This window comes from Rheinheimera tangshanensis, from assembly GCF_014645135.1.
GTDB lineage: Bacteria > Pseudomonadota > Gammaproteobacteria > Enterobacterales > Alteromonadaceae > Pararheinheimera > Pararheinheimera tangshanensis.
Window position 1 is genome coordinate 704,894 of the sequence record NZ_BMLH01000001.1, and the last position, 26,286, is coordinate 731,179.

Genomic DNA, 26,286 nt, shown 5'->3' on the forward strand with positions numbered 1-26,286 from the left:
AGCATCTGATGTCTCTGCCCCCTTATTTTTTACTGGGCTTTATCCTTGCGGGCTTTTACAATAGCTTCATCGCAGTGTAGGCATTTGCAAAGGAATCTTTTTGTCTGATCTGGAGTCTGGTGTAACGCAGCCCGCGCAACCTGTTACTGAACTGGTGCTTTGTCGCCACTGCGATCTATTGCAGCAATTGCCCTTATTGGCTATTGGTCAGGAAGCGGCTTGCAGCCGCTGTGGTTATTTACTGGATATGCGTCAGAAAGATCCGGTGTTGCGCCCTGTACTCTACGCTGCTAGTTCGTTGTTTATGCTGATCCTGGCAAACCTCTTTCCTTTTATTGGCATGGATGTGGCGGGTAACGTCCATATCATGAGTTTCTTTGATACCTCCTCCGTCTTGTTTAACGAACACCAGCAATGGCTGGCTGTACTGGTTTGGTTATTTATTCAGGCGATCCCGGCTTTTTGTATGTTGGCGGTGATTTATATCAAACTTGGCATGGTGCGCCGTGTCCGTGGTTTAGTCTGGACTGCCCGTGTGCTGTATATGCTTAAACCTTGGAGTATGGTGGATATTTTCCTTATTGGTATTCTGGTCGCTTTTGTCAAACTGGTGGTCTATGCCGATATTTCTGTCGGAATGAGTTTCTGGGCTTTTTGCCTGTTTTGTTTGTTGCATTTGCGCACTTTCCAGGTGATAGACCGTCATGCCTTGTGGGAGTCGATAGCTGCAACGCCTCAACCTGTTTCCGCTGATTTTGCCGGACGAACCGGTATGTCGCTGAATTTAGCCAGTTGCAGCTGCTGCACTGCCATAGTGCCGCTGGAGCAAAAACACTGCGGTCGCTGCGGCACCAAAGTCACGGCGCGCATTCCGGCCAGCCTGCAAAAAACTTTGGCTTGGTTGATTACTGCTACCTTGTTGTATATCCCAGCTAACTTGCTGCCTATTATGGAGACTGTGTCTTTGGGCAGTAGCATTCAGTCTACAATCATCAGCGGTATTATATTGATGTGGCAGGACGGTGCTTACCCTGTCGCTATTGTGATTTTATTGGCCAGCGTGGTGGTACCAGTGGTGAAAATCGCTGTGATGTTTTGGCTCTGTTATCTTGCCAGTCACAGTGGACATAAGCGGCAGTTGCTATCGACCAGGGTGTATTTACTGGTCGACTGGATTGGCCGTTGGTCCATGGTGGATGTTTTAGTGGTCGCTATTCTGGCGGCATTGGTTCGATTTGATTTATTGATGGGCGTGTACCCTGGTATGGGTGCGATAATTTTTGCGACTGTGGTGATCACCACCATGCTCGCCGCTATGAGTTTTGACCCACGTTTATTGTGGGACCAACGGAATAAAAAAGAGGAGAAGCAGCGTGGCTAAGACGCAGGGCCGGGTGGCCGCGGTGAAAAAGATCCGACAATTATCTCCGATCTGGATAGTGCCAGTGATAGCTGTGGCTATTGGTATTTGGATGCTTTATTACACTCAGAAAAATCAGGGGCCCGTGATCACCTTAGTCACACTCAATGCTGAGGGCATAGTGGCAGGTAAAACCCAGATCAAAAGTCGTAGTGTGGATATAGGCCGGGTCGAATCCGTGCAGCTATCAGAAGATTTAAGCAAAGTGTTAATCAAAGCTCGGATGGATCCCGGTATTGAGCCTTTACTCAATGAAGACTCTCAGTTATGGGTGGTTAAGCCTACGGTAGGGCGTGGTGGTGTCAGTGGTTTAAATACATTGTTATCAGGTGCTTATATTGAATTACAGCCAGGTAAAGCCAATGTACAGAAGTATTATTACGAGCTGCTCGACAGTCCACCTATAGCACCGGCTGATGCGCCTGGGGTTCGTGTGACGTTGTTAAGTGATGATGCGACAGCTTTAGCTGTAGGCGATCCTGTGCTTTATCATGGTTATGCAGTAGGTACGGTAGAAACCAGTCATTTTGTGGCTGAGCAAGGTCATATGACCTATCAGTTGTTTATACGTGCACCTTATGATGCTTTGGTCACTGAAAACGTGCGCTTCTGGCAAGCCAGCGGTATGGCGCTGGATGTCTCTGCTCAAGGGGTGCGAGTGGAGTTAGCCTCTATCGCCACGCTACTGAGTGGCGGCGTGCATTTTGATGTGCTGGATGGTTGGCCCGCTGGGGATAAAGTGGTTAGCAACAGCGAGTTTCAGTTATTTAAAAATCAAAAAGCGATCAAAGAAGGTTTATATACCGAATACAACGAATACCTGCTGTTTTTTGATGAGTCTATTCGTGGTTTAACTGCTGGGGCTCCTTTGGAATACAAAGGTATACGCATTGGTACTGTGGCTATGGCGCCGTACTTTTTTAACATGGATAATCCATTGGATGTGGCCTTTAAAAAAGGTATTCCTGTATTGGTGCGGGTTGAAGCGGGCCGTCTGGCTGGTGAGATGAGCCTGAAAAAACTGGCGCAGGAATTAGAAACTGCAGTACAACATGGCTTAAGAGCCGTACTAAAAACTGGTAGTTTATTGACGGGCGCTTTGTATATTGAACTGGTGCAAACTGATGCACAAATTGAAACACCTAAAGTTAAAGTAGATATGCCAGCTTTGGCTGATGCTGAACAGTCTGAGAAAGTTCAAGTCACTACAACACAACCGCCAGAATTTTCCAGCGAAGGTTTTGTGCCTGCACCTTTTGCCCTAGCCGATCACGCTGGTCTGAAAATTATGCCAACAGCCCCAAGCGGTTTAGCCAATATTGAACAGAAAGTGCTGCAGGTGCTGGATAAGGTGAATCGTCTGCCTGTAGAAGATGTGTTAGCGCAAAGTTCCGCTACTTTGGCACAAAGCGAAAAAATGCTGAAAAACGCTGAACAGCTGATCCAGTCACTGGACTTGCTGGTGAAAAATAACGCAGTGCAGCAATTACCTGCAGACTTACAACAAAGCCTGGCAGAGCTGCGCAAAACTCTGGCTGGTTTTTCGCCGGGCTCACCGGCTTATGAGCGTTTAAATGGAAATTTACAGTCGATGGATCAGTTATTACGTGATTTACAGCCTGTGATTAAAACCATGAACAGTCAAAGTAACTCTCTGATCTTTAATGCTGATCTGCCAAAAGATCCTGAACCTGAGAAGGGCAACTAATGCGTTATTTAGCTTGTGTAGTCTTAAGCCTGGCGTTGGCCGGTTGTGGCAGTTCTCCGTCTGAACTGCAGTATTACCGTTTACCAGCAGTTGCGGTCAAGGCACCAGTGGTGGATAGCAGCAAAGTGTTGGTGGTAGAGCCAGTGATGGTGGCCAGTTACCTGAACAGCAATGCGCTGGTGTATCAGAACAATGAGGTTAACCTTCAGCTGACCCGCACTCATCAATGGGCCGAAGCTCTGGATCAGCAACTGACCCGTAATTTGCAGGCACATTTATCCGGCGCTTTAACGGACTGGCGTGTCACTCAACAGGTAAACGGGGCGGGAGACAGTCGTCTGACGGTACAGGTGACGCAGTTCCATACCACAGCAGATGGTGTGGTGCTGATCAGTGGTCAGGCGCATTTACTCACAGGCGCTACCGTGAAGCAAATGCCTTTTGAGCTGCAATTAGCTATTGCTGATGATGGTTATGACGAAGTGGTCAAAACCTTAGGGCAAGGCTGGGGACAGGTTGCTACACAAATAGCAAAGGTAGTGGAACAACAATAAGTAGTAGTGTGGAATTTAGTAGGTAAATTCCGCACCTAATACCACGGCTTTTCGTGCGCCTGTGACTTCAGGAATATTACCTGGGATCTTGTGGTCATAGGCATAAGCCAGCCAGGCAAAAGCCATAGCCTCCACATCATCAGCTTTTATCCCTAAACTTGCAGTTTGCTGCAGCCGTACTGCAGGCAATAGCTGCTGCAAATCGCTGAAAAGTACTTTGTTATAAGCGCCACCCCCACAGACAAATAACTCCTCTATGGCTTCATTGACCAGTGCGATTTTAATGCTCTCCGCAGTAAAGCGTGTCAACGTGCGCTGCACATCGGCCGCGGCATAGGTATTCGCAAGTAGCTTATGGGCCAGCCACTGTGGATTGAAATACTCTCTGCCTGTGCTTTTGGGGCCTTGTAACTGAAAGTATGGATCTGACAGAAGGTTAGCTAATAAATCTTGCTGTACCACGCCTGAGGCCGCATAAAGGCCATCTTTGTCATACAAACCTAAACCTTGTTGTTGGATCCAGTTGTCCATCAGGCCATTGCCAGGGCCAGTATCAAAACCACGCACTGGCATATTGGGTTGCAACAAGGTGATATTGGCGATACCACCAATATTTAAAATGGCGCGATAGCTGTCTGGCTTTGCAAAAATAGCTTTGTGAAAAGCTGGTACCAAAGGGGCACCTTGCCCGCCATACGCCATGTCTTTACGACGAAAATCGGCAATCACCCGGATTTGCGTTTGTGCAGCCAGACGGAACATATCTCCAATCTGATAAGTAAAAGGAAACTGCGCATAAGGGCGGTGACGAATGGTTTGGCCATGACAGCCAATGGCGCTTATTTGTTCAGCAGCTACTTTGGCCTTTGCTAATAATTGCTTGATCGCATCTGCATAAGCTAAGGCCAGTTGCTGCTCCACCTGACCCATCAATTCCAGCTCGTTGGGGCCGGACTGGGCTAATTGGCTTAATTGCTGACGTAATAGTTCAGAAAAAGGACAAAGCAGAGAGTCGAGTAATTCAGGTTGGAGTTTATCTTGAGGTCGCGGCCCAAAACGAACCAGCACCAGATCGATGCCATCGAGACTGGTGCCGGACATTATACCTATGTACAAGCTGGACATTACTCAGCAGCGGCTACTGTGATCCGCTCGTGGTTTTGCATTTGTGCAATCAGCTGTTTTGCTTGATTCACAAAAGCAACACGTTCGCTGGTAGACAGTGCATCTGCCTGAGGTAATTTCACAGTACGTGGATTACGGTGTACACCGCCGACCACAAATTCGTAGTGCAGGTGAGCGCCAGTGACACGGCCAGTGGCGCCTAAGCGACCTATAACCTGACCTTGTTTCACGTTTTCACCTTGCTTCACATCACGTTTGGATAAGTGTAGGTATTTGGTCACTATGTTGTTTTTATGCTTAATAAACACGTAGTTACCATTCACTCCGTTACGGGTTGATGCAATCACTTTACCATCACCAGCCGCCATAATAGGGGTCCCGACTGCAGCAACATAGTCGACACCATTATGAGGCTTTACTTTCTTTAACACTGGGTGTAAACGGCGAGGGTTAAAATTGGAGCTGACATACTGGAAGCTAACCGGGGCTCGTAAGAAGGCTTGTTTTGTGCCTTTACCGTCCGGCTTGTAAAAAGCGCCGTCCTTGTGACGAACTGCCTGATACACCTGGCCTTCGTTTTTAAACTGTGCGGCGAGAATATTCCCGTTACCAACAAATTGACCGTCGGCATAACGGGTCTCAAAAATCACGCTAAAGCTGTCACCTGCTTTGATATCTAAACCAAAGTCGATGTCGTAGCTGAAAATGTTGTTGGCCAGAGTCAGCATCTGAGCTTCGGTTAAACCCGCTTCCAGACCTGCGTTCCAGAATGAACCGTTAACCACACCACTGACCACTTCAGTGCGGGTTTCAACTTCTTTTAATAACTCTTCGGCTGCAAACTTGCCATTGGCAGTACGCTGTACCCGCAAAGTTTTCAGGTTGTTGATTGGATAACGGATTTCCTGCAACTTGCCCTGGTTATCTAAACCAAACTCAATTTGCTCGCCGGGGAAAATACGGGTTAAGGTTTTGACTGGTTTACCCAGCTCTAACACTTCCTGCATTGTGGCTTGATCTAATTTAGCTTTGCGGAAAATAGCCGACAGAATATCGCCTTTTTTCACATCGATAGTCACCCACTCCAGTGAGTTATCTTCGTGTGGAAGAGTTGCCAGCTGTTCAGCCGCAATTTTCTCTTCCACCAAAGGAATATCAATACTGTATCTTTTTCCAACTTCCAACTCAGAAGTTTCTGTAGTTCTGGAGGCTGAAGCTTGTTCTGACGGGATCAACAGCATAACGGCAACAATGCCGCTTAAAGCGCCGATTAATAACCGATGTTTGATAGGCAAAGAAGAAATCATAGAAAGCGCATCTCTTATTATTATCAGACAAACCAATAAAAAAACGAGCATATAACGATTTTTTACCTGATGCCACACTTTTGTTGGTTTGATCTAAAGAAATGTTTCGTTAGAATGCAGGCTTGGAATTTTGCCAAATACAAAGATATTTAGGAGTAGACCATGGCTCACTGGGAGCAGGCGCTGGCTGAGATAAAACGCGGCTGCGAAGAGATTTTGTTAGAAGAAGAACTTATTGCCAAGTTAAAGGAAGGAAAACCTTTAAAAATCAAAGCAGGTTTTGATCCAACTGCGCCAGATTTGCACTTGGGCCATACGGTTCTGATCAACAAATTACGTACCTTTCAACAGTTGGGTCATGAGGTTATTTTCCTGATAGGCGACTTCACCGGCATGATTGGCGACCCAACAGGTAAAAACGTCACACGTAAGCCTTTGACCCGCGAAGATGTGCTGGCCAATGCGCAGACTTATAAAGAGCAGGTGTTTAAAATTCTTGATCCGGCAAAAACCCGCGTGGCTTTTAACTCCGAATGGATGGAAAAGTTAGGTGCGGCTGGCATGATCAAACTGGCAGCGCGTCAAACCGTAGCCCGTATGCTGGAGCGTGATGACTTTAAAAAGCGTTATGCTAATAACCAGTCTATTGCTATCCACGAGTTTTTATATCCGCTGGTGCAAGGCTGGGACTCTGTTGCTTTAGAAGCCGATATCGAAATGGGCGGCACCGATCAGCGCTTTAACCTGCTGATGGGCCGTGAGCTGCAAAAAGACGAAGGTCAGCGGCCGCAAACTATTATTATGGTGCCATTGCTGGAAGGCCTGGACGGTGTGCAGAAAATGTCCAAATCTTTGGGCAACTATATTGGTATCACAGACACGCCGGGTGAAATGTTTGGCAAAGTCATGTCCATCAGCGATGAGCTGATGTGGCGTTATTACGATTTGCTGAGTTTCCGTCCTATCGCTGATATTGCGGCACTGAAGCAACAAGCGGCTGAAGGTCGTAACCCACGTGATATCAAAATTGAGCTGGCAAAGGAAATTATTGCCCGTTTCCATGACGGGGCGGCAGCGGATGCTGCTGAGCAGGATTTTATCCAGCGTTTTCAGAAAAACGCCTTGCCGGATGATATTCCTGAACTGACCTTGACCTTAACATCAGACAGTATCCAGATTGCCAACTTATTAAAAGAAGCAGGTCTGGTTGAAAGCACTTCAGAGGCTTTGCGTATGATTAAGCAAGGTGCGGTCAAGCTCGATGGTGAAACTAAGGTGGAAGACAGCAAAATGGAATTTGCCAAAGGCAGCCATCACATCTTCCAGGTCGGTAAACGTAAGTTTGCTAAAGTCAGTCTGGTCTAAGCTCTGATTTATTCTAACAAAACCGGCTTTGATGCCGGTTTTTTTATGTTGTGATTAGCTGGCTTGTTGTAAGCGGGCAAATAGCAGCTTTTGTAATTCTGCCTTAAATTGTGACGGGTCAAATGGCAGGTGCAGCCAAATAATATCAATACTCAGCTTTGGCTCTGGGTCTTCAGCACAGAGCAGGGCAAGTTTCACCTGATGTTGAGTAAGCTCGTTGAGCAGCATGGGTAAATCTATTCCTGGCTGGTCAGCCATCATCATGACGAGTTCAGGTTTATGTTCACCCATCATCAATAAAGCTTCTACAGCGTTGCGCGCATATTTTAATTCAATTGGAAAATGCCACTGCTTACACAAGGCTTGAATTAATTTGAAAAAATCTGCATCCAGATCTACGCATAACAGATGTGTCAGCGGCGGGGATTTTTGTCTTTTATGTAACAAACCCAGCAGAGACTCCTGCACTATACGTCTGTGTCCCCCAGGTGTTTTCCATGCACTCAATAAGCCTTGTTCAACCCAAAGCTGGATAGTGCGCACTGAAACTCCAAGCAGGGTAGCTGCCTGACGAGTAGAAAGAAGTTGATGTTGCTCTGACATAATATACTTTCTGATTTGATTAATTTTATCATATTTATCAAATGAGGTGATGTCAATGAAGTCTGAAGTTTTTGTGACTGATAGCATGTTTTTTATACATATTACCTTGCGCTTTTTTTAAATGAAGCTAATTTGATATTAAATTGATATCAAATTAAGGAGCCGAAATGAAAGAGTATCTGGCAACAAGCCGCAGTGGTTTAATGATGTTAGCTGTGCTTCCGGCAGTCTTTGTTTTATCTGGTTTTGGTCTGCTGGTCTTAGGTGGACCACTAAAACTGGTAGCGATACTGGCGCTGATTTTTGTGGGAATTGGTTTTTTTGGCTTCTACATGGTGCAGCCCAACCAATGTGCCGTACTGCAGCTGTTTGGCCGTTACGTCGGCTCTGACCTACAAACAGGCTTACGTTGGGCAAATCCTTTTTACAGTAAACAAAAAGTGTCACTGCGGGTTCGTAACTTTGAAAGCGGCAAATTAAAGGTGAACGATCACAGTGGCAACCCGGTGGAAATTGCGGCCGTTGTGGTGTGGAAAGTGGTAGACAGTGCTGAAGCTGTGTTTGAAGTGGAAGATTACGAAAACTTTGTCAGTATTCAAAGTGAAGCAGCACTGCGGTTTTTGGCGTCCAGTTATCCGTATGAAGCAGCAGACGACATCGATATCAGCCTGCGCAGCAATGGCCCTGAAGTGACCGATTTGCTCAAAGGTGAAATTCAAGCTCGATTGGATAAAGCCGGTGTTGAAGTGCTGGAAGCACGGATCAGCCATTTGGCTTATGCGCCTGAGATTGCCAGCGCTATGTTGCAACGTCAGCAAGCGCGTGCTGTGGTGATGGCTCGTCAGCAATTGGTTGAGGGGGCTGTAGGTATGGTTGAACTGGCATTGGCGCGTTTATCTGAAAAAAACATGGTGCAACTGGACGAAGAGCGCAAAGCCGCTATGGTCAGTAACTTGCTCGTCGTGCTTTGTGGTGATCATCAGGTGCAACCTGTGATCAACACTGGCACTTTGTATTAAGCGGAGAGCAGTGTGTCAAAAAAAGCTTTTGCGTTACGTATTGATGAAACAGTGCTGCATGCTTTGCAGCATTGGGCTGACGATGAGTTTCGCAGTGTGAACGGTCAGATAGAATATTTGTTACGAGAGGCACTTATTCAGTCCGGACGGCTAAAGAAAAAACCTCCGGCAGAATCAGTTGCAGAGCCAGATTAACGCAAGGCCTGCATCAGCAGCCTGGCTTGTTGTTTGGCATGCTGAGCCACTGTGGCATCGGCGTGCACTAAAGCCATACTGATGGCGCCTTCTTTCAGCAACATCAAACCATCCAGCAATAAAGACTGAGTTTCCTCTGATAGCTGACAACTCTGCAGTTGAGTGTTCACTAAGTCTCTCACCTTGCGTTTATGCTGGGCGCAAAGCTGCAATACGGTGCTGTCTGGGCCATGGTATTCTGCAGCGCAATTTTGAAAATAGCAGCCAAAAAAAGGCCCTAAAGGCTTCGCGTTGCCTTCAAACCAAAAACCCAAGGCATCAAAGAGTTGATCTACCGGGCTTATGTTTTCATTAGTATTAAACTGATGCTCCAGCCACTGATAAAAGCGCTGATGCCGAAGTTCCAGTGTCGCCAATAACAGCTCGTCTTTGCTGACGAAATGGTGATACAGCGTTTTTTTAGCCACAGCAGACTGTTCTAAAATCTGATTAATACCTACAGCATGCACACCGTGACGATAAAACAAGCTTAAAGCTGTTTCAACAAGTTGTTGTTTTTTATCCGGTTCCATACATGTCCTCACCATAGTAGAGACTTAGCTTGACACAGGTAGACCAGTCTGTCTACAATGCAATTCGTTGGTAGACAAACTGGTCTACTTTAAGAGGTGATACTGTGACTGAACATAAAGTCTGGGTGCAAGCTGTGTTAGCGGGTTCTGGTGCAGCATTGGTGATGGCATTATTGGCTTTGCTGCAACAATGGCAGCAGTTATGGCTGGTGGCACCTTTTGGCGCTACCGCAGTGATTTTGTTTGCCTTGCCGGGTAGTCCGCTTGGTAAAGCAAAAAATGTGATAGCGGGGCATTTTTTAGCCGCGTTGATTGGCCTGACTTTTGTGCATAGTTTTGGTCTAACTGTATGGAGTCTGTCTATTGCTGTCGGGTTAGCTATAGGTTTGATGGTACTGCTGAAAATTACTCATCCGCCTGCAGGTGCTACTACTTTACTGATTATGCTGACAGCGCCGGACTGGTGGTTTTTGTTGAACCCTGTGCTGACAGGTTCTGTGCTGATGGTGGTGGTGGCTCATTATTATCATCAAAGTCACAGGAAAGGCCATCAACATTTAGTTAAACGTAAAGCTGCAGTAGTAAGTACCAAAGCGGAAGACTGATAAAACTAAGCAGTAAACCCAAACCTACCAAAGCTGGCACTAAACGCAGTGCCAGCCCTGCACCAATAGCGATAGCACCGGCAGATACCATAGGCGGCATGGCGGCTTCAAATACTACGACCTGCAGCAATAAGGGCTCTGGCTGGAAAAAGCTTAAAAAAGTTAAGGCTAATACAGGCATCAGAAGCAGTTTAACTCCTAAGGCAAAAATTAAAGGTTTGGTGTCTTCGTTATCCAGTTGCAATCTGAACTGAAAACCTACGGCTATCATTATCACCGGCACTAAAGTTGCGGCCAGACTATCTAGCAGCTGGCTAAAAAACTGCGGATAAGGCCAGGATTTAAGGGCTAAGGCTACAGCCAAAGCGACAAAAGATGGGAAAGTGATTACACGCATCAGCATTTGCAAGGCGCTGGGGGTAGTTGCATTCGGGTTATACCAAGCCGCCAGCAAGGTGGAATAAGTCGCCAAAGCGACAAAAGAGCCCGCCTGATCGTAAATCATCGCAAAGGGCAGGGCTTTTTCACCAAAAAATGCTTCTACCATAGGAAAACCTAAAAAAGAGGTATTGCCCAAGGGGAGTACCACCAGCAAGGCCCCTACTGTGGTTTTCTCCCAGTGCCACACTTTACCGGCGAGGATCACTAAGCCAGCCACTATGATCAGTAGCACCCAGGGCGTGATAGCGGGCAACCAAAGCTGACTGGAAAATTCTAACAAAGGAATTTTTTGCAGTACCAGAGCAGGTAAAGCAACAAAAAGCACATACTGATTCAGCACTAAACCTGTATCTTGAGGAAATTGCGGCAGTCTGCGTAGCAGGGCACCAATCATCAGATAGATCAGGACTAAAGCAAAATTTTCCATCACAACTCCTTATGCTTTTCAGCCAGTCTAATCTGAAGCGGCTTCTGTGCCTATGCGACTTTCGCCTGATAGCTGCTCTAGCAGGTTCAGCTGTCTAATCTCTTGCCTTAGCAACAACTCTTTGTCTTTTTTTGTCCATCGTTTCAGCTGATACTCCAATTTGCTGGCTGAAGAGCGGCACGGCATAGGGTGAGTAAAAACTAACTCTAAAGGACCTTTGCCTTTAAGTGCTTTAGCCCCACCCGTTAATTCCCCCTTATGTTGACGTAAACGCCGTTCTGGATCAGTGCTGATGCCCGTATACAAAGTATCTGCTGTGGTGCGCACCATATAAACAAACCATGGGGATGATACTGCTGTCATGCCTTGTCCTGTTAGTTCTGCTAAACTAGCGACGATTTATACCTTTAGCACCTGAAGCCGTAGCCTCAGGAGATTTGGGTATAGATGTTTCAAAGCCGATACTTTAAAGGAAATTGCATGTCATTTGCCACGCTTGGTTTAGATCCCCGTATTCTTTCTGCTGTGACCAATCAGGGGTATCACACGCCAACCCCTATTCAGCAGCAAACCATACCCGTGATCTTGGAAGGCAAAGACGTATTAGCTGGCGCTCAGACGGGTACTGGAAAAACAGCTGCTTTTACCTTGCCCGTACTACAGTTGCTCAGTAAAAATACCAGCAAAGTGAATAATCTGCAGGTGCGTTGTTTAGTACTGACGCCAACCCGTGAACTGGCGCAGCAGGTCGCTGACAGTGTCAAAGCTTATGGTGCGGACTTGCCACTGAAATACGCGGTTTTTTATGGCGGTGTGTCAATAAATCCGCAATATGATCAGGCAAGCAGAGGTTTAGATATTCTGGTCGCCACACCAGGGCGTTTGCTTGATCATTTGCATCAGGGCACTGTCAGTTTGTCAGAGCTGCAAATTCTGGTGCTGGATGAAGCCGACCGTATGCTGGATATGGGTTTTATTCACGACATTAAACGTATTATGGCGCGCCTGCCCAAAGAGCGACAGACACTGTTTTTCTCTGCGACTTTTGCTAAAGAAATCAAAGAGCTGGCTGATACCTTATTAAAATCTCCTGTACTGATTGAAGTCGCTAAACCCAACAGTACCGCAGAGAAAATAGAGCAACTGGCCTATCGTGTGGATTCGCAGCGCAAGCGTGAAATGTTGTCTTATCTGATTGGCTCACGGCAGTGGAAACAGGTGCTGATTTTCAGCCGTACTAAACATGGTGCTGACCGTCTGGCGAAACAATTACGTTTAGATGGGATTGAGGCAGGTGCTATCCATGGTGATAAAAGTCAGGGCGCCCGCACTAAAGCGCTGGATGACTTTAAGAACAACAGATTAAGTGTGTTAGTGGCGACTGACATCGCGGCTCGCGGTTTAGATATTGAAGAGCTACCTATAGTAGTGAACTACGATTTACCACAGGTGGCGGAAGATTATGTACACCGCATTGGCCGGACAGGCCGGGCCGGAAACTCGGGTTTAGCCATAAGTTTAGTCACGCCTGATGATCTGGTGATGTTACAAGCTATTGAGAAACTGACCAAACAAGTGATCACGCAACAGGTATTACCTGGGTATGAGCATGATCCGAAAATGAATCACAGCAGCAAAAAAGCCGATGCCGAAGAAGAACGGGTGCAAAAAGTCGCCAGCCGCAATAAACAGCTGGCTAAAGAAAAGGCTAAATTACGCTCACAGTTGCTAGGTAAAAAATAATCACCAGGCCGGTCAGCCGTCTACAGGCTCGACTGGCGTATTTAAGGTCAGCTGATAAAAGGCCAAATCTAACCAGCGGCCAAATTTGAAACCCGCCTGAGTGATAGTGCCACTGTGTCTGAAGCCATGTTTGGTATGTAACGCAATACTGGCTTCATTAGCCGCATCAATACCTCCAATCAGCAGATGATAATTTTCCAGTTGCGCCTGCTGAATAATTTGCTGCAACATCAGAGCTCCATAGCCTTTCCCTTGCTGATCCGGTGCTACATAGACTGAGTGCTCGACTGAATATTTGAAAGCCGGAAAAGCTCTGAAGGTGCCATAACTGCCAAAAGCCACCAGTTGGCCCTGCTCATTCAGCAGTCCTAACACCGGGAAATTGCCTGCCGTTTTGTTAGCAAACCATTGCTGCATCGTGGTCATAGTACGTGGCTTGTATTCATACAAAGCTGTGGTATGCAAAATAGCGTGGTTAAAAATAGCCAGAATAGCTTCGGCATGTTCTTCATAATTACAGAGCACAAAACGCATCTGGTTCTCCAGTGATTGCTGCTGTTAGCTTCGATACAAAGTTTTAATCAGGTGGTAACCAAACTGGGTTTTCACCGGGCCATGCACTTCCAGAACCGCCTTTTTAAACACCACTTCGTCAAAAGCTCTGACCATCTGACCTGGTTTAAACTCTCCTAAATCCCCGCCTTTTTTGCCGGAAGGGCACAACGAATGTTTTTTAGCTAAGTCATGAAAACTGGCACCTTTGGCCAGTAGTTGTTTTAACTTCTCTGCTTCAGCTGCAGTTTTAACCAGAATATGGCAGGCACAGGCTTTGGCCATGCAGATTGCTCCTTCAAAACGAAAACTTATTGTATAACGTCAAGGTGCGCAGGAGCAAAACTAGATTGGAATTTGCTATGGTGAATTTTGCAGAATAAAAAACCCGCCAGAGGCGGGTTTTTTTATCGAAGGTTTTATTTAGTTTGGTTTATATAATTTCTCAACTACATCCAAACGAGCTTCCTTCACCAATCCTGATTTACGGACTGATTCAATTAACTCAGTAAGATTAGCACCAGCTGGAGCTTGCATAATGGCAATTTTATTGCCTATGGTCTTCACTGATTTTAAGCCAAACTCTTGTTGTAAACGTTGCAGTGCAGCAGCATCATTCGCCAATATAGACAAACGACCAGTGACAACTCCAAGTTCACCTGTCAGTAAATTTCTTACCACAGCGTCAGTTTTCACCACACCATCCGAATTCACTGTTGTTTGTTGTACTAAAGCACGGCCAGACAAAGTACCTTCAGCGCTACCAGCAGCCAGACTGGCCGGAGCTAATGCTAAATCCGGTAACAACTTATAAACGCCAAAATCGGCATTTTCAACTTTTTTGACTGTTTTGCTTGTTACAGCTTCAGTTTTCGCCGGAGTCAGCTTTCTTAACTCTGGTGAAATTTCGGTAGCCTGTACTGAAGCCATAGTTCCGATAGTAGCCAGAGCAACTAAGGTTAATTTGAATTTCATAACTCTCTACTTCCTCTATTAATGGCCAAATACACGAATAGCTACGCCTTCTACAACTGAAGGTTCAGCGTTGTTGGCGTATCCGTCGACTCCTAAGTAACCGCCTGTAGCGGCATAATCAGAGCCGTTTGCATCCAGAACTTTAATGGTCCAGGTACCCTGAGCGTTTTCGCCATAAAAAGCGTTCGTCAGGAACACGGTATCATTCAGTATATAGCCTGGTTGGAAGAAGAAATCTTCTGTCAAAGCAGGGATGGTCAGAGCCTGTTTAGAAGATAACAAGACACTCTTAGTTCCTGCAGGTGAAGTGACTTCGATAGCTAAATCAATACCAGCTGTTGTTTGGAAGTAACCATCCACTGTGCTGAAACCATACTCCATATCTGGGTTAGAGACAGAAAACTTCAGCTGAGCACCCTCAAGTACCATCTTGTCAGTGACCTCAAGCGTGACAGTAGCTCCAGTCACACTGTTATCCGGAACAGGTAAAGCCAGAGAGGTTGGAGTTTCTGTAGCAGCATAAGACCCTACACCAATCCAATCAGAGCTGACTGCTTCACCTAAGTTCACTGTATAGTTTTTAGCCATAGCAACAGCTGCACCAGCGTTGACCCGACCAAAACCATATAAGTTATTGAAGTTAAAACCTGCTGCGTTTTCTACCCAGCCTTGGTGCGCTACGAATTCACCATTGGCTAATGCTAAGGATACTGGTTCATTGTCTGCATCAACCATAGTGCTGGTTGATACCAGAATGTGACGAATATCGCGGTAACTCAGCTCTGGGTTAGCAGAGGCGATCAGCGCTACTACACCTGAAGCATTTGGAGCCGCAGATGAAGTACCATTGAAGGTTGATGTGTAGTTACAGCTGGCGTTTTCCGGGTGACCTGGGTTGTTAAACGGATAGAATCCTGCAAAGAAGCCTGGGAAATAGCTGTTATCGAACCGATCGGCTCTGGTAAAGCTACTATAACCACGTAAACAAGTCATTTGGTCAGTAGTCACCATCGCAGGCTCAAAATCACCATACTCACCCGCAGGGGCAGATACCAATACGTTGGCACCAGCAGTGGAGTAGCTGGTATGTTTGCCATCGCTATTCACTGCACCAATACTGAAGTAGTACGGAGTTGCTTGTGAAGGTTCAAAGTTACCGTTGTAACAGGTTAAACCTAAGTCATTGGCACCGTTTACGTCACATAAATCGTTGTCAAAGTCTACACTGCCGTCAAGGAAGCTATTGCCACTGGATTTCATATTGGCAGCGCCTTTGCCTGAACGTAATTCGGTCGCACTGAATTCCTGTACTGCTTCTTCAAATTCTGAGTAAGCAATAGCTGCAGGTATGGTCAGACCGTAGCTGCGGTTAAATACTGCAACTGGTTCAGAAGTACTAATACCGCTGCCTGGTGCACCATGACTTAACAGGAAAGCTACGTTGCTCTGTTCTTCCAGGTAGTTCATACCAATCAGTTGCGCATTAGGCGCGACACCACGACCGCCCAAACCATTCCAGCCTTCAGCCGCAATCAAACCTGCAACGCTGGTACCATGGTCACCTGTGGTGCTGGTACTGGTTGGGTTAGTTGGATCTGTGACTCCCGGAATAAAGTTCAGTGAGCGATTTGGTATTACGTTGTTTCTCAGATCTTCATGAGCAATCTCCAGACCTGAGTCAACCACAACAGCGATAGTGTTGCTACCCGTTGCGCCTGCAGCATAAGCCGCAGTCACGTTCATATCTTCGCCTTCTACCAAGATCTCTGGATTCTTACGCGATTCAACGATAGCAACTGCATCTTCCTCGTCCAGACCAAATACATCTGTCAATAGGGTTAGATAGGTCTCGTACACTGAGTCGCTCATTGAAAAGGCTTTTTGGCCAGTGTTTTTTAAATGCCACTGTTGGTAAGCCAATGGATCTGTCTCTGCTCCAGCAATAGTGACTGTCGCAGTAGCAGATTCGTTACCATCCGATACAGTATAAGAAAATACTTGCTCACCTGGAGCTGTTGGTGTGAATACGAAATTCAAACCAGTCACTGCTAGAGTGCCTTTACTTAAGCTATATACACCGCCGGTAGGCGTCACTAGGGTATTGTTTTCAGTGATAGCTGTCAGGGTTAATGCATCCTGATTTGCATCAGTGCCTGCAAATGCACCTGATACAGGGACCCATTCTTTGACTTCAATATTTGTCAGTGAGACGTTTGTTGCTTGTGGAGCAATGTTTCTATTTCCATCACCACCACAGGCTGCAAGAGCAACCAGCACAGCAACGGATAAAGCAGAATATTTTAGCTTAGACATTGTGTTGTTCTCTGTTCCGTGATTTCAAGTTTTTGTTATGAGCTTGTTTGTTGTTATGTGCGCACATAGACAACCAACTGCCATTTCATCCTATCATGTTAACAAATTGAAACTCTAGTGATTTGTTTGTGTTTTTTTCAAGAGGGAATTGCATTGATTTGTATGGTTTTTTGTTCTTATTTGTTATTTTTGGCTGTTTTTTGTCCAAAAAAACGGAGCTTCATGCTCCGTTTCGCGGGGAATTATAAATTAAGCAGGCTGTTGCTGAGTAATACAGTGCACGTTACCGCCACCTAACAAAATCTCCCTGCCTGGCACAGTGACGACCTGATGTTTTGGAAAGACTTTAGTTAAGATGTCGATCGCTACCTGATCGTTGGCATCGTCAAATACCGGCAACACCAAGCCGCCATTGCATAAATAGAAGTTGATGTAAGAGCCTGCTAAACGTGCTTCAGACTCACGAGGTACAGCTGCACCTGTTAAATCCACAGTGGCATATTCGTCTGCTTTGGCCAGCATAGGAGCAGGCACAGGCAGCTTGTGGACAGTGAATTTCCGACCTTTCGCATCAGTGCTGTTTTCCAGCACTTCTAAAGCAGCGCGTGAGCGTTCGTACTGTGGATCGTTTTTGTCGTCAGTCCAGGCCAGTAAGACTTCTGCTGGGCCGACAAAACAGCACATATTGTCGACGTGGCCATCGGTTTCGTCGTTAAAAATGCCTTCTTTGAGCCAAATCACTTTATCTATACTTAAGTAGTCTGACAGCATCTGCTCGATTTGTTCGCGCGATAAATCCGGGTTACGGTTTTTATTCAGCAAACATTCTTCAGTGGTCAGCAAGGTGCCTTCGCCATCAACATGAATAGCGCCGCCTTCCAGCACAAAACCTTCAGTGCGGTAACGTGGCGTGCTTTCAATATTGGCAATCTTTTGTGCGACCTGGTCGTCTCTGTGCCATGGGAAGTATAAACCACCGTTTAAACCACCCCAGGCGTTAAAAGTCCAGTCAACAGCCCGCACTTCTTTGCCATTGGTGACAAAAGTAGGGCCTGTATCACGGCACCAGGCATCGTCTGTTGAGGTTTCAACCACACGAATTGGGTGAGTGGTTGGCTCTAAGCTCAACTGCGCCTGAGCATTAGCAAACTGAGCGGCAGAAGCCAATACTGTGACCTGCTCAAAACGGGCAATAGCACGAATGACTGCACAAAAGGCTTGCTGTGCTGGCTTGGCGCCTAAACGCCAGTTATCGGTGCGCTCTGGCCATACCATCCAGGTTTGTTTATGCTCGGCCCATTCGGCTGGCATAAAAAAACCATCGGCACGAGGCGTACTTTGTAAGGTAACAGCCATCTTAGTTATTACCTTCAGTTGGTATGGTTTTACCGTCTTTGGTTAAGATCGCGCCGTATAAGTCGATACGACGGTCACGGTACACGCCCCAGTTACGACGGTTTTTCGCGGTTTCGTCTAAATCGAAGGTGTGAACTAACACAGCCTCGCTGACTTCGTCGGCTTCTTCTACTTTGGCGCCAAACTCGTTGGCGATAAAAGAGCTGCCATAGAAGGTAATAGCAAAGTCGTCTTCGGTTTCACGGCCAATACGGTTCGATGCAATCAGAGGCACTAAGTTAGCAGCGGCATGGCCTTGCTGAGTACGTTGCCAGTGTTCACGTGAATTCACGGTTTCATCATGAGGTTCAGTGCCGATAGCTGTTGGGTAGAACAGCAGTTCTGCACCCATTAAAGCCATGCTGCGGGCACATTCAGGGAACCATTGATCCCAGCAAATACCAATACCAATTTTGGCATAAGCGGTATCCCAGACTTTAAAGCCTGTATCACCTGGGGTGAAATAGAACTTCTCGCTGTAACCTGGGCCATCAGGAATATGGCTCTTGCGGTATAAACCTAAGTTACTGCCGTCGGCGTCAATCACGGCTACAGTGTTGTAAAAGCAGTTGCCGGCTTTTTCATAAAAGCTGATAGGCAGAACGACCTTCAACTCTTTGGCAATTTTGCTGAAGTGTTTAATAGCCGCGTTGTCTTCGACACTAGTCGCGAACTCTAAATATTCATACTTTTGTTTCTGGCAGAAGTAGTTACGCTCAAACAGTTCCTGCAGCAGGATGATCTGGGCGCCCTGTTCAGCGGCTTCACGGACTAAGCGCTCACCACGGGCAATATTTTCTTCTACATTCCAGCCACCAATCATTTGGGTGGCGGCCACAGTTACCTTACGCATGCAAAGTCTCCTCAAGCCAGAGCTATTATTCAAAGTAGAATTCAAAACAGAATTCGGATCTAAAGATGCAGCTACTCTAGTCAGTTTTATGCTGGAGGGCAATCAAAAGCCAGGGCTGCAAGGGCGCGCAAAATGCCGTATTTTTGGGCTGTCGTCAATGAGTTTTACGTTGTTAGGGCAGAGTTTCAGGGCAGTTCGGGCTGCCCTGAATTAACTATGGGTGGATATGCATAAATATTGGGTTTTTAGTGAATGTTATTCGTTTGGCTGTTTTGCTAAACGAGCTGCCAGCAACAACAGCTCAGGCTGTAAGCGGACTTTGTAATTAATATGCTGATAGCTGTACTGCACTAAACCCTCTTTGTTCAGGATATATACAGCAGGCACGGGCAGCACTACTTTGCCGCTGCTTGCTTCCTTATTTAAATTCAGTTTGTAGGTATTTAAATAGGTCGCGCTGGTTTTTTCATCCAGATAATAAGCCACACCAAAAGCAGAGCTTAAATTGAACTGACTGTCGGATAACAGGGTATAAGTAATGGCAGCGCCTTTGGTCTCTTTTAAACTAGCCTGGATAGCGGCAGGGCTGTCTGGTGTCACTGCAATCAGCTGATAACCTAAAGCTGCAAGTTTAGGTTCAATCTCACGTAAAGCCGCCAGTTGCAGGTTGCAATAAGGACACCAGCCACCGCGGTAAAACACCAGCACTGTGTCTTGTTGTTTTAGTACTGAATTAAGATCTACTGCTTTGCCTGTCGCATCCTGCAGACTGACCTTAGGCGCAGACATGCCGTTTAATAAGGGTTTAATATCTTCAGGGCTTTGCGCAATGCGGGGTGCTGCCAACAGGCTAAAACTGAACAGGCTGAGGCTAAGTAACAGAATATGCTGAATTTTCATTTTGGTTTTTCCTTAAGTGATATGAGCTTATATACCGAAGTTGCCTGAAGAATCTTTCAGCGGCTGCTGAATAAATGACGAATAATTGCTGATATAGCGCAAAGTAAACACCGAAAAGCAGGGTAGAATGTGCTGAAGTGAGCAGGAGGTTGTTGTGCTGGATATATTAATTGTAGGTGGTGGTATGGTGGGCGCCTCAGTGGCGCTGAAGTTAAGCCGTGCTGGTATGCAAGTGGGCTTAATTGAAAAGCAGCCCGTCGCGGCTTTTGACCCACAAAGCAGCATCGACTTGCGTGTATCCGCTATCAACAGACGCAGTGAACAGTGGCTGACGGACTTAGGTGCCTGGTCTTTATTGCAGCAATGGCGTGTATGCCCTTATAAACGATTACAGGCGTTTGAAGGCGAACAGGCCGGACTGACTTTTCATGCTGATGAAGTGGCTTTGACCCATCTGGGCCATATCATCGAAAATAACCTTATTCAGCAGGCGCTCTGGGCCAACTTTCCTGCCAACTTACAATTGTTTTGTCCAGCCACTGTGACAGGTTTTACCCAGCAGTCAGACTTTGTTTCTGTCAGTACCGCAGAATTTGGCGAGCTAAAAGCTAAACTGGTGATAGCAGCAGATGGTGGGCAGTCACAGCTGCGGCAGTTAGCACAAATTGGTGTGTCGGGTTGGCAGTATCAGCAAAGCTGTTTAGTGGTTACAGTCAATACAGACTGCGAACAGCAGGACATCACCTGGCAGCAATTTAACGAATCAGGCCCACGGGCTTTTTTACCTTTGCCGGGTAAGCAGGGCTCTTTAGTCTGGTACGACCATCATCACAAAATTAAACAGTTGGCGGCATTATCTAAAACCGCTTTGGCGGAACAAATTCAGCAGGCTTTTCCGGCTAAGCTTGGCAAAATTACAGTGGAACAAGTGGCCAGTTTTCCTTTAGCCCGTGTCCATGCAAAGGATTATGTCAAAGGGCGGCTGGTGCTGGTGGGCGATGCGGCTCACAGTATTAATCCACTGGCAGGTCAGGGCGTCAATTTAGGTTTTGCCGATGCGATGTTGTTGTCTGAACTGCTGGAAAAGGCTTTTGCCCAACGCAAGGATGTAGCCGAGCCTGAGTTATTAAAGCAGTACCAAAGCACACGCCAGCGTGAAAATGCGCTGATGATGTCGGCTATGGACCTGTTTTATCAAAGCTTTAGCAGCAGCTTGCCTCCTGTACGTTTTTTACGTCAGTTGGGTTTAGCAGTAGCAGAAAAAGCTGGCCCGTTAAAGCATTGGGTCAGCCGTTATGCGGTGGGTATCAGTTAAGCTACAACTTCAGTAAACGTACCTGATAAAGTCCACCTGCTATGTTGCCGGGCTTGGCGACAAATTTGATCCTGAAGTGATTGGCATTTTTCGGCAGCAGATCATTGGGGATTGGATAATCGACGCTGTACCAGTCCGGCCCCAAGCCGCTTTTAAGCTCCACATCGGTCAGCTTTTTATCATCCAGCCAGACTTCAAATGCTCGTCCGCCATCCAGACCAAAATACTCCAGCCGCAAGGTCAGATTCTGCTGGCCCTTGTGGCTTAACTGATAACTAAACCAGCTTTTACTGTGCCGCCAATGTCGGCCTGAATTGATACCAGCTTCGCTTTGTTCACCCTGATAGAAATGGTCCGACTCAGGCTGCTGTTCACCCGGATAGACTTTATCCAGCGTTTGTTGTTCCAGTAAAGCTGCGGATTTATCTTGCTGTTCTTGAGAAGCTTTTTGTTGTTGCCAGAGTTCAAGGCTAGTGTGCTGAAAGTAAATCTGGTATCTGCTGTCGTGCAGCCTGAAAAAAGGAATCAGCTCCGGCTTGCCCTGCAAAAAGCCTTGGCCTGTGCTGAAGCTTAAAGGTTGATTGGGCAGACGCTTTAAGCTGGCGAGGAAGTTTTTTGTATCACCAATGTAAAGTGGTGCAGCTGAGACTGGGCAGGTTGGGCCTGAAGCTATATGGCCCATACGGCTGTCGTCAGCAACAAAGCTCAAGCTTTCGTTTTTAAAAGGTGTACTACGACTGGCCAGCACTATAGGGCCGTACAATACCGCATGATAATCTGGCTTGGCTGGCATAGCCTCCAGACTTAACTGCATCGGCAGCTCCAGTTTCACTTTGTCGCCTTGCTGCCAGGGGCCTGCCAGCAGAATATGTTCACCGGCTTTGGCTGTTACTTCAACGGCTTTGCTATTGCGCCAGACTTTCACGGCTCCAGCCCAGGATGGATAACGCAGCTGCAGGTTCAATGTACTTGCTGCATCAAAGACCAATTCAGTGCTGTTTTCATCCGGAAATAGGGTCTGCTGATGCAGTTTTATCTCTGGAGTGTTAATGCTAGACGCTATCCACAAATTCACTTGCAAAGCGTTTTTATCAAAGCTGTAAATAAATTCGCCATGTTTGCTGTGGCTTTCTATGCCTGAGCCCACACAACACCACATGCCTTGATCCACTTTGGAGTAAACCCGGTAATGTTGGGGCCGCATAGAGGTAAAATAAACAAAACCGCCATGCTCTGGATGTTGGCTGGCCAGAATGTGGTTCCACAAGCCACGCTCATAATAATCGAGGTATTTGCTCTGGCCAGTCTGACGGTACAGCAGCATAGAAAGCTTCAGCATATTGTAGGTATTGCAGGTTTCAGGCCCTTCCACTTCATTGAGCATAGGGTTGAAGTCGTCTTTGGGATGAAAATGCTCCCGCACGCTATTGCCACCTATAGCGACAGTGCGCTGCTCTACCACTAAAGACCAGAAGTATTCGGCCGCTTTTAACCAGTCCTTGTCGCCCGACAATTCAGCAATACGGGCTATCCCCACCACTTTAGGAATTTGGGTGTTAGCATGCAGGCCTGTCAGCTTGTCTTCGCCTTTTAGCAGCGGTTCCAGAATACGTAATTCGGTAAAGTCTTTGGCGAGAGTCATATAGCTGTCATCGTCATAAATAACCGCCATATCAGCTAGCACTTCGTTCATGCCACCATGTTCGGTTAGCAGCATTTGCTGGACTTGCTGCGCTGATAAGTTTTTCACCAGATTTTTCAGCCAGTTGCCATAATTCAGCAACAGGGTTTTGGCGCGCATATCGCCAGTTTGCTGGTAGATATCACGCAGGCCTGCGAAGGTTTTATGGATATTGTAAAAAGGCACCCAGTGTTTATTCAGGCTAAATAAATCAGCTTCAATCTGGCCTTGTTGAATTTGTTGCCACAATGCTTTACTGCCGGGCACTCCGCCTAAATAACCCTGCTGAGCCTGCTGGATTTTCTCAAGTTCAGTCAGCAGATAATCCAGCCTGGCTTTGATCTGTTCATTGGCTGTAGCGCTCGCCATAAAAGCCAGAGCACTCAGGTAATGCCCCAGCATATGACCGTCTAAGCCGGTATTTTCCCAGTTGCCATAGGATTCTGTCTTTTGTTCAATACCTGCTTCACGGCGCAGTGGTGCCAGCAGTTTGTCCGCATCCAGCGCCAGTAAGTACTGCAGATTGGTTTGCTCTGAATGTGAAAATGGGCCGTCGGTTAAGCGCACTTCTTTGAGTGGCACAGTCGTTAGCGCAGCAGCTTGCACGCAGAAACTGGTGGCCAACAACAGGGAAAATACTAGTCGCATTGATGACACCTCTTAGGTCAGAGCCAAGGCTCTGACCCGCTAATTACTCCTGTAAAGAAGGGCGGCCAAACAGCGGCATCCCCTGCTCATCCCAGCGCAGCGCTTTGACATAAGTATGGCGGTTTGGATCCCAGAGTGGATCGCCGACTATTTCAGTGTAGGTGCGGGCGTGATACACCAGTAAGTCGGTTTTTCCGTCGGCGGATACTGTAAAACTGTTGTGGCCAGGGCCATACACCTTATGTTCAAAGCAGCTTTGCAGCACTGGTTCTGGCAGCTTATGCCAGCTTTGTGGGTCCATCAGGTTGGCGTTTTCATCGGCCCACAATAGCCCCATCGCATAGTTTTCATCTGTAGCGCTGGCGGAGTAGCTGATAAATACTTTGCCGTGACGAATAAGCACGCTCGGGCCTTCATTGACCCAAAAACCACGGATTTCCCAGTCAAATTCAGGCTTACTCAACAGCACAGGTTCGCTGCTGATTTTGTCCGGTGTATCCATAGTGGCTAGGTATAAATTGCTGTTGCCTTCAATCTGATTGTCTTTTTGCGCCCACAGATAATACAGCTGGCCCTGATGTTCGAAGGTGGTGGCGTCCAGACAAAAAGTATCGATGCCGGTATCAATCTGGCCTAAAAACTGCCATTGGCCCGAGGTAGGATCTGCGTCTTTGCAGCAAATCACGTACATACGGTGCTGAAACAGTTTGTTTTTAATCTCGCGACTTGGAGCAGCAGCAAAGTAGATATACCAGGCACCCTGACGAAAATGAATTTCCGGCGCCCATATAAGCTCTGAATAAGGCCCTGACTCAGGTTTTAACCAGGCCGTGATGGGAGTTGATTGCGGTAGTTCTTCAATGCTGCGGGCACGGCGCAACTCGACTCTGTCATAGGCTGGCACTGATGCAGTGAAATAATAATAACCATCGCTATGACGATAAATGCAGGGATCAGCCCGCTGCTCAATTAAAGGCGTTAACAATCGCATAAAAACTCCAGTGCGTTAGTCGTCTACAAAAATTTATTTGGCATTCACCAGCTGAACTTTAGCTGTTGCCTGCTCAGGCTTTGGGGGCTCAATTTGGCCTGCCACCATGTCCTGATAAAAGTTGTCGGTGATTTTGTATTTGTACATCAGAAGGCCCATCAACAAATGGAAGAAGCCCGGGATCACCGATAACATCAGCGCTATACCCAATAAGCTGAATTCGCTTTGCAGCTGATCAGGTTGATAATCAAAAAAGGTCAGTAAGCTGCCGACGACAAAACCCGCTATGCCCATGCCTGCTTTCTGGCAAAAGGAAATACCACCAAAAGCTAAACCTGATACACGCTGACCGGTTTTGTGTTCGCCATAATCTACGGCTTCGGCAATAGCCGACCAGAACACAGGCGCGTGCAAATCCACCACAAAAGAGAGTAAAAAATACAACACAAAAGCCAACCAGAGATCACCGGGTTTGACCAGTACAAACAGCAGCACACTTAATACCGCCACCACAATCTGGCTGTGCCGGAATAGTTTTACTTTGCAATGATGTTTAGTGATCCAGGTCGATGCCACCATGGCCAGAATAGCGGCGACCACGCCAGTAGATAAAAAGGCGGAGAGCAGAGCGGCATCTCCACCCAGATAATACTTGGCGTAATAGGCCGCCACTGAGCCGCGAATGACATAACCAATAGTACCTGTGACACAAACAGCACACAAAATCAGCCACTGCTCATTTTTTAATAACAGCTTTAACTGACTGAAAAAAGGTTTGGTTTCCACCTGATGCTGCAAACGCTCAGTGGTATTAAAAAAGCAGAATAAAAACAATAAGCTGGCCATAGCACCCATCAAACCCATAGCGGCCTGATAACCAGCAGCCAGTTGGCCTTCGCCCCATTGCGCTGCCAACACTGGCACAATAATAGTGACTAAAAAAGCAGCTATTTTGGCGAAAAATAAACGGTAGCCGTTGGCGGATAAACGCTCTTTCGGGCAATCGGTCAAGACACCGATAATGGAAATATAGGGGATAGTGACAGCGGTAAACATCAGGGTGACAAAGATGTAGGTGGCATAGGCCCACACCAGTTTACCGTTATAGTCCAGGTCTGGTGTTGAGAAGGTTAAAAACACCGAGATGCCAAAAGGGATCGCCATAAAGAGGAAATAATGCCTGTAGCGGCCCCAGCGGGTGGTAAATTTATCGGTCAGCATGCCCATCAAAGGGTCGGTCACTGCGTCAATCAGTCGTACCACCAGAAACAAAATGGCAACGTCTGCGGCTTTTAGGCCAAAGATATCGGTGTAAAAAAACGTGATGATAAGCATCATGGAAGAAATGACTACATTGACTGCCATATCGCCGGCGCCAAAGCCAATTTTCTCCATAACAGATAGTTTATAACCTGCCATTCGACTCCCCTGTGGTTTACATCAGTTTTATGCTCAGTTTTTCTCATCCACCATTAAAACGCGGCTGGATCCTGATGCTAAAACCTGTTTTATATCGTTTATGATCTTATAGTATTACTAATAAGTTGGGCTGGCAAGTCAGCAAAAAGCTTGGTTTTTA

25 protein-coding genes are annotated in these 26,286 nt (G+C 46.7%); 9 read left to right on the top strand and 16 right to left on the bottom strand.

The features are described from left to right. Window positions 1–100: 100 nt before the first annotated feature. Genes IEW88_RS03175 through IEW88_RS03185 form a run of 3 tightly spaced genes read left to right on the top strand, consistent with a single transcriptional unit; the run spans window position 101 to window position 3,682 of the window. On the top strand, window positions 101–1,381 hold the full coding sequence (locus tag IEW88_RS03175) for a PqiA/YebS family transporter subunit (RefSeq protein WP_147902783.1): 1,281 nt from the start codon (window positions 101–103) through the stop codon (window positions 1,379–1,381). Continuing rightward, entirely contained in the window at window positions 1,374–3,128 is a 1,755-nt protein-coding gene (gene pqiB / locus IEW88_RS03180) for an intermembrane transport protein PqiB (RefSeq protein WP_147902782.1), read from the top strand. Before IEW88_RS03175 ends, pqiB begins: the two co-directional genes overlap by 8 nt. Then, on the top strand, window positions 3,128–3,682 hold the full coding sequence (locus IEW88_RS03185; RefSeq protein ID WP_147902781.1) for a PqiC family protein: 555 nt from the start codon (window positions 3,128–3,130) through the stop codon (window positions 3,680–3,682). Before pqiB ends, IEW88_RS03185 begins: the two co-directional genes overlap by 1 nt. A 15-nt stretch (window positions 3,683–3,697) precedes the next feature. Here the strand turns inward: IEW88_RS03185 and IEW88_RS03190 are convergent, their stop codons facing one another. Both IEW88_RS03190 and IEW88_RS03195 read right to left on the bottom strand, forming a co-directional pair. After that, window positions 3,698–4,807 carry an anhydro-N-acetylmuramic acid kinase gene (locus IEW88_RS03190; protein WP_147902780.1) on the bottom strand — a complete coding sequence of 370 codons (1,110 nt, stop codon included), beginning with the start codon at window positions 4,805–4,807 and terminating at the stop codon, window positions 3,698–3,700. Further along, the gene (locus IEW88_RS03195; protein ID WP_147902779.1) at window positions 4,807–6,114 is read right to left on the bottom strand and encodes a peptidoglycan DD-metalloendopeptidase family protein; all 1,308 of its coding nucleotides are present in this window, start codon (window positions 6,112–6,114) and stop codon (window positions 4,807–4,809) included. Before IEW88_RS03195 ends, IEW88_RS03190 begins: the two co-directional genes overlap by 1 nt. 162 nt (window positions 6,115–6,276) lie before the next feature. On the opposite strand from IEW88_RS03195, the gene tyrS reads away from it, so the two are divergent. Continuing rightward, window positions 6,277–7,479 carry a tyrosine--tRNA ligase gene (gene tyrS / locus IEW88_RS03200; RefSeq protein WP_147902778.1) on the top strand — a complete coding sequence of 401 codons (1,203 nt, stop codon included), beginning with the start codon at window positions 6,277–6,279 and terminating at the stop codon, window positions 7,477–7,479. Window positions 7,480–7,533: 54 nt separating this feature from the next. Here the strand turns inward: tyrS and IEW88_RS03205 are convergent, their stop codons facing one another. Beyond that, entirely contained in the window at window positions 7,534–8,082 is a 549-nt protein-coding gene (locus IEW88_RS03205) for an excisionase family DNA-binding protein (protein ID WP_147902777.1), read from the bottom strand. Window positions 8,083–8,249: 167 nt separating this feature from the next. On the opposite strand from IEW88_RS03205, the gene IEW88_RS03210 reads away from it, so the two are divergent. Together IEW88_RS03210 and IEW88_RS03215 are read left to right on the top strand one after the other, a co-directional pair. Beyond that, window positions 8,250–9,101 carry an SPFH domain-containing protein gene (locus IEW88_RS03210; protein WP_053425320.1) on the top strand — a complete coding sequence of 284 codons (852 nt, stop codon included), beginning with the start codon at window positions 8,250–8,252 and terminating at the stop codon, window positions 9,099–9,101. Window positions 9,102–9,113: 12 nt separating this feature from the next. Beyond that, window positions 9,114–9,296 (top strand): type II toxin-antitoxin system antitoxin, encoded by a 183-nt coding sequence (locus IEW88_RS03215; RefSeq protein WP_053425321.1) that lies wholly within the window; start codon window positions 9,114–9,116, stop codon window positions 9,294–9,296. Here the strand turns inward: IEW88_RS03215 and IEW88_RS03220 are convergent. Continuing rightward, window positions 9,293–9,868: a TetR/AcrR family transcriptional regulator gene (locus IEW88_RS03220; RefSeq protein ID WP_147902776.1), complete on the bottom strand. Its 576-nt coding sequence runs from the start codon at window positions 9,866–9,868 to the stop codon at window positions 9,293–9,295. The two genes, IEW88_RS03215 and IEW88_RS03220, sit on opposite strands and share 4 nt — an antisense overlap. Before the next feature lie 104 nt (window positions 9,869–9,972). Here IEW88_RS03220 and IEW88_RS03225 point away from each other — a divergent pair, with 104 nt between their 5' ends. Then, on the top strand, window positions 9,973–10,473 hold the full coding sequence (locus IEW88_RS03225; RefSeq protein WP_221411337.1) for an HPP family protein: 501 nt from the start codon (window positions 9,973–9,975) through the stop codon (window positions 10,471–10,473). On the opposite strand, the gene IEW88_RS03230 is transcribed toward IEW88_RS03225, so the two are convergent. Both IEW88_RS03230 and IEW88_RS03235 read right to left on the bottom strand, forming a co-directional pair. Continuing rightward, window positions 10,430–11,341: an AEC family transporter gene (locus IEW88_RS03230; RefSeq protein WP_147902775.1), complete on the bottom strand. Its 912-nt coding sequence runs from the start codon at window positions 11,339–11,341 to the stop codon at window positions 10,430–10,432. The two genes, IEW88_RS03225 and IEW88_RS03230, sit on opposite strands and share 44 nt — an antisense overlap. Before the next feature lie 27 nt (window positions 11,342–11,368). Further along, the gene (locus tag IEW88_RS03235) at window positions 11,369–11,704 is read right to left on the bottom strand and encodes a GIY-YIG nuclease family protein (protein WP_229670260.1); all 336 of its coding nucleotides are present in this window, start codon (window positions 11,702–11,704) and stop codon (window positions 11,369–11,371) included. A 117-nt stretch (window positions 11,705–11,821) separates the two neighbouring features. On the opposite strand from IEW88_RS03235, the gene IEW88_RS03240 reads away from it, so the two are divergent. Continuing rightward, window positions 11,822–13,084 (top strand): DEAD/DEAH box helicase, encoded by a 1,263-nt coding sequence (locus IEW88_RS03240; protein ID WP_147902774.1) that lies wholly within the window; start codon window positions 11,822–11,824, stop codon window positions 13,082–13,084. Window positions 13,085–13,096: 12 nt separating this feature from the next. Here IEW88_RS03240 and IEW88_RS03245 read toward each other — a convergent pair whose 3' ends face one another. From IEW88_RS03245 to IEW88_RS03275, 7 genes are all read right to left on the bottom strand, one after another. Then, window positions 13,097–13,618 (bottom strand): GNAT family N-acetyltransferase, encoded by a 522-nt coding sequence (locus tag IEW88_RS03245; protein ID WP_053425325.1) that lies wholly within the window; start codon window positions 13,616–13,618, stop codon window positions 13,097–13,099. A gap of 24 nt (window positions 13,619–13,642) precedes the next feature. Then, a complete protein-coding gene (locus IEW88_RS03250; protein ID WP_053425326.1) occupies window positions 13,643–13,921 on the bottom strand; it encodes a peptidylprolyl isomerase in 279 nt (92 codons plus the stop codon). Between the two features lie 138 nt (window positions 13,922–14,059). After that, window positions 14,060–14,611 (bottom strand): serine protease external chaperone, encoded by a 552-nt coding sequence (locus tag IEW88_RS03255; RefSeq protein WP_147902773.1) that lies wholly within the window; start codon window positions 14,609–14,611, stop codon window positions 14,060–14,062. 18 nt (window positions 14,612–14,629) lie between these two features. Continuing rightward, window positions 14,630–16,924: a S8 family serine peptidase gene (locus IEW88_RS03260; protein WP_147902772.1), complete on the bottom strand. Its 2,295-nt coding sequence runs from the start codon at window positions 16,922–16,924 to the stop codon at window positions 14,630–14,632. 249 nt (window positions 16,925–17,173) lie between these two features. Next, the gene (aguA, locus tag IEW88_RS03265; protein WP_147902771.1) at window positions 17,174–18,280 is read right to left on the bottom strand and encodes an agmatine deiminase; all 1,107 of its coding nucleotides are present in this window, start codon (window positions 18,278–18,280) and stop codon (window positions 17,174–17,176) included. Between the two features lies 1 nt (window position 18,281). Further along, window positions 18,282–19,172 carry an N-carbamoylputrescine amidase gene (gene aguB / locus IEW88_RS03270; protein ID WP_147902770.1) on the bottom strand — a complete coding sequence of 297 codons (891 nt, stop codon included), beginning with the start codon at window positions 19,170–19,172 and terminating at the stop codon, window positions 18,282–18,284. Window positions 19,173–19,427: 255 nt separating this feature from the next. Further along, window positions 19,428–20,072: a peroxiredoxin-like family protein gene (locus IEW88_RS03275; protein WP_147902769.1), complete on the bottom strand. Its 645-nt coding sequence runs from the start codon at window positions 20,070–20,072 to the stop codon at window positions 19,428–19,430. A gap of 154 nt (window positions 20,073–20,226) precedes the next feature. Here IEW88_RS03275 and IEW88_RS03280 point away from each other — a divergent pair, with 154 nt between their 5' ends. Further along, window positions 20,227–21,387, top strand: a complete 1,161-nt coding sequence (locus tag IEW88_RS03280) for an FAD-dependent oxidoreductase (RefSeq protein ID WP_147902768.1) — start codon at window positions 20,227–20,229, stop codon at window positions 21,385–21,387. Between the two features lies 1 nt (window position 21,388). Here IEW88_RS03280 and IEW88_RS03285 read toward each other — a convergent pair whose 3' ends face one another. The 3 genes from IEW88_RS03285 to IEW88_RS03295 are packed head-to-tail and all read right to left on the bottom strand — an operon-like array spanning window position 21,389 to window position 26,126. Continuing rightward, window positions 21,389–23,716, bottom strand: coding sequence for a beta-L-arabinofuranosidase domain-containing protein (locus IEW88_RS03285; RefSeq protein WP_147902767.1), 2,328 nt, complete (start codon window positions 23,714–23,716; stop codon window positions 21,389–21,391). Window positions 23,717–23,759: 43 nt separating this feature from the next. Continuing rightward, entirely contained in the window at window positions 23,760–24,707 is a 948-nt protein-coding gene (locus IEW88_RS03290; protein WP_147902766.1) for a glycoside hydrolase family 43 protein, read from the bottom strand. Between the two features lie 33 nt (window positions 24,708–24,740). Beyond that, on the bottom strand, window positions 24,741–26,126 hold the full coding sequence (locus IEW88_RS03295) for an MFS transporter (RefSeq protein WP_147902765.1): 1,386 nt from the start codon (window positions 26,124–26,126) through the stop codon (window positions 24,741–24,743). Window positions 26,127–26,286: the final 160 nt, after the last annotated feature.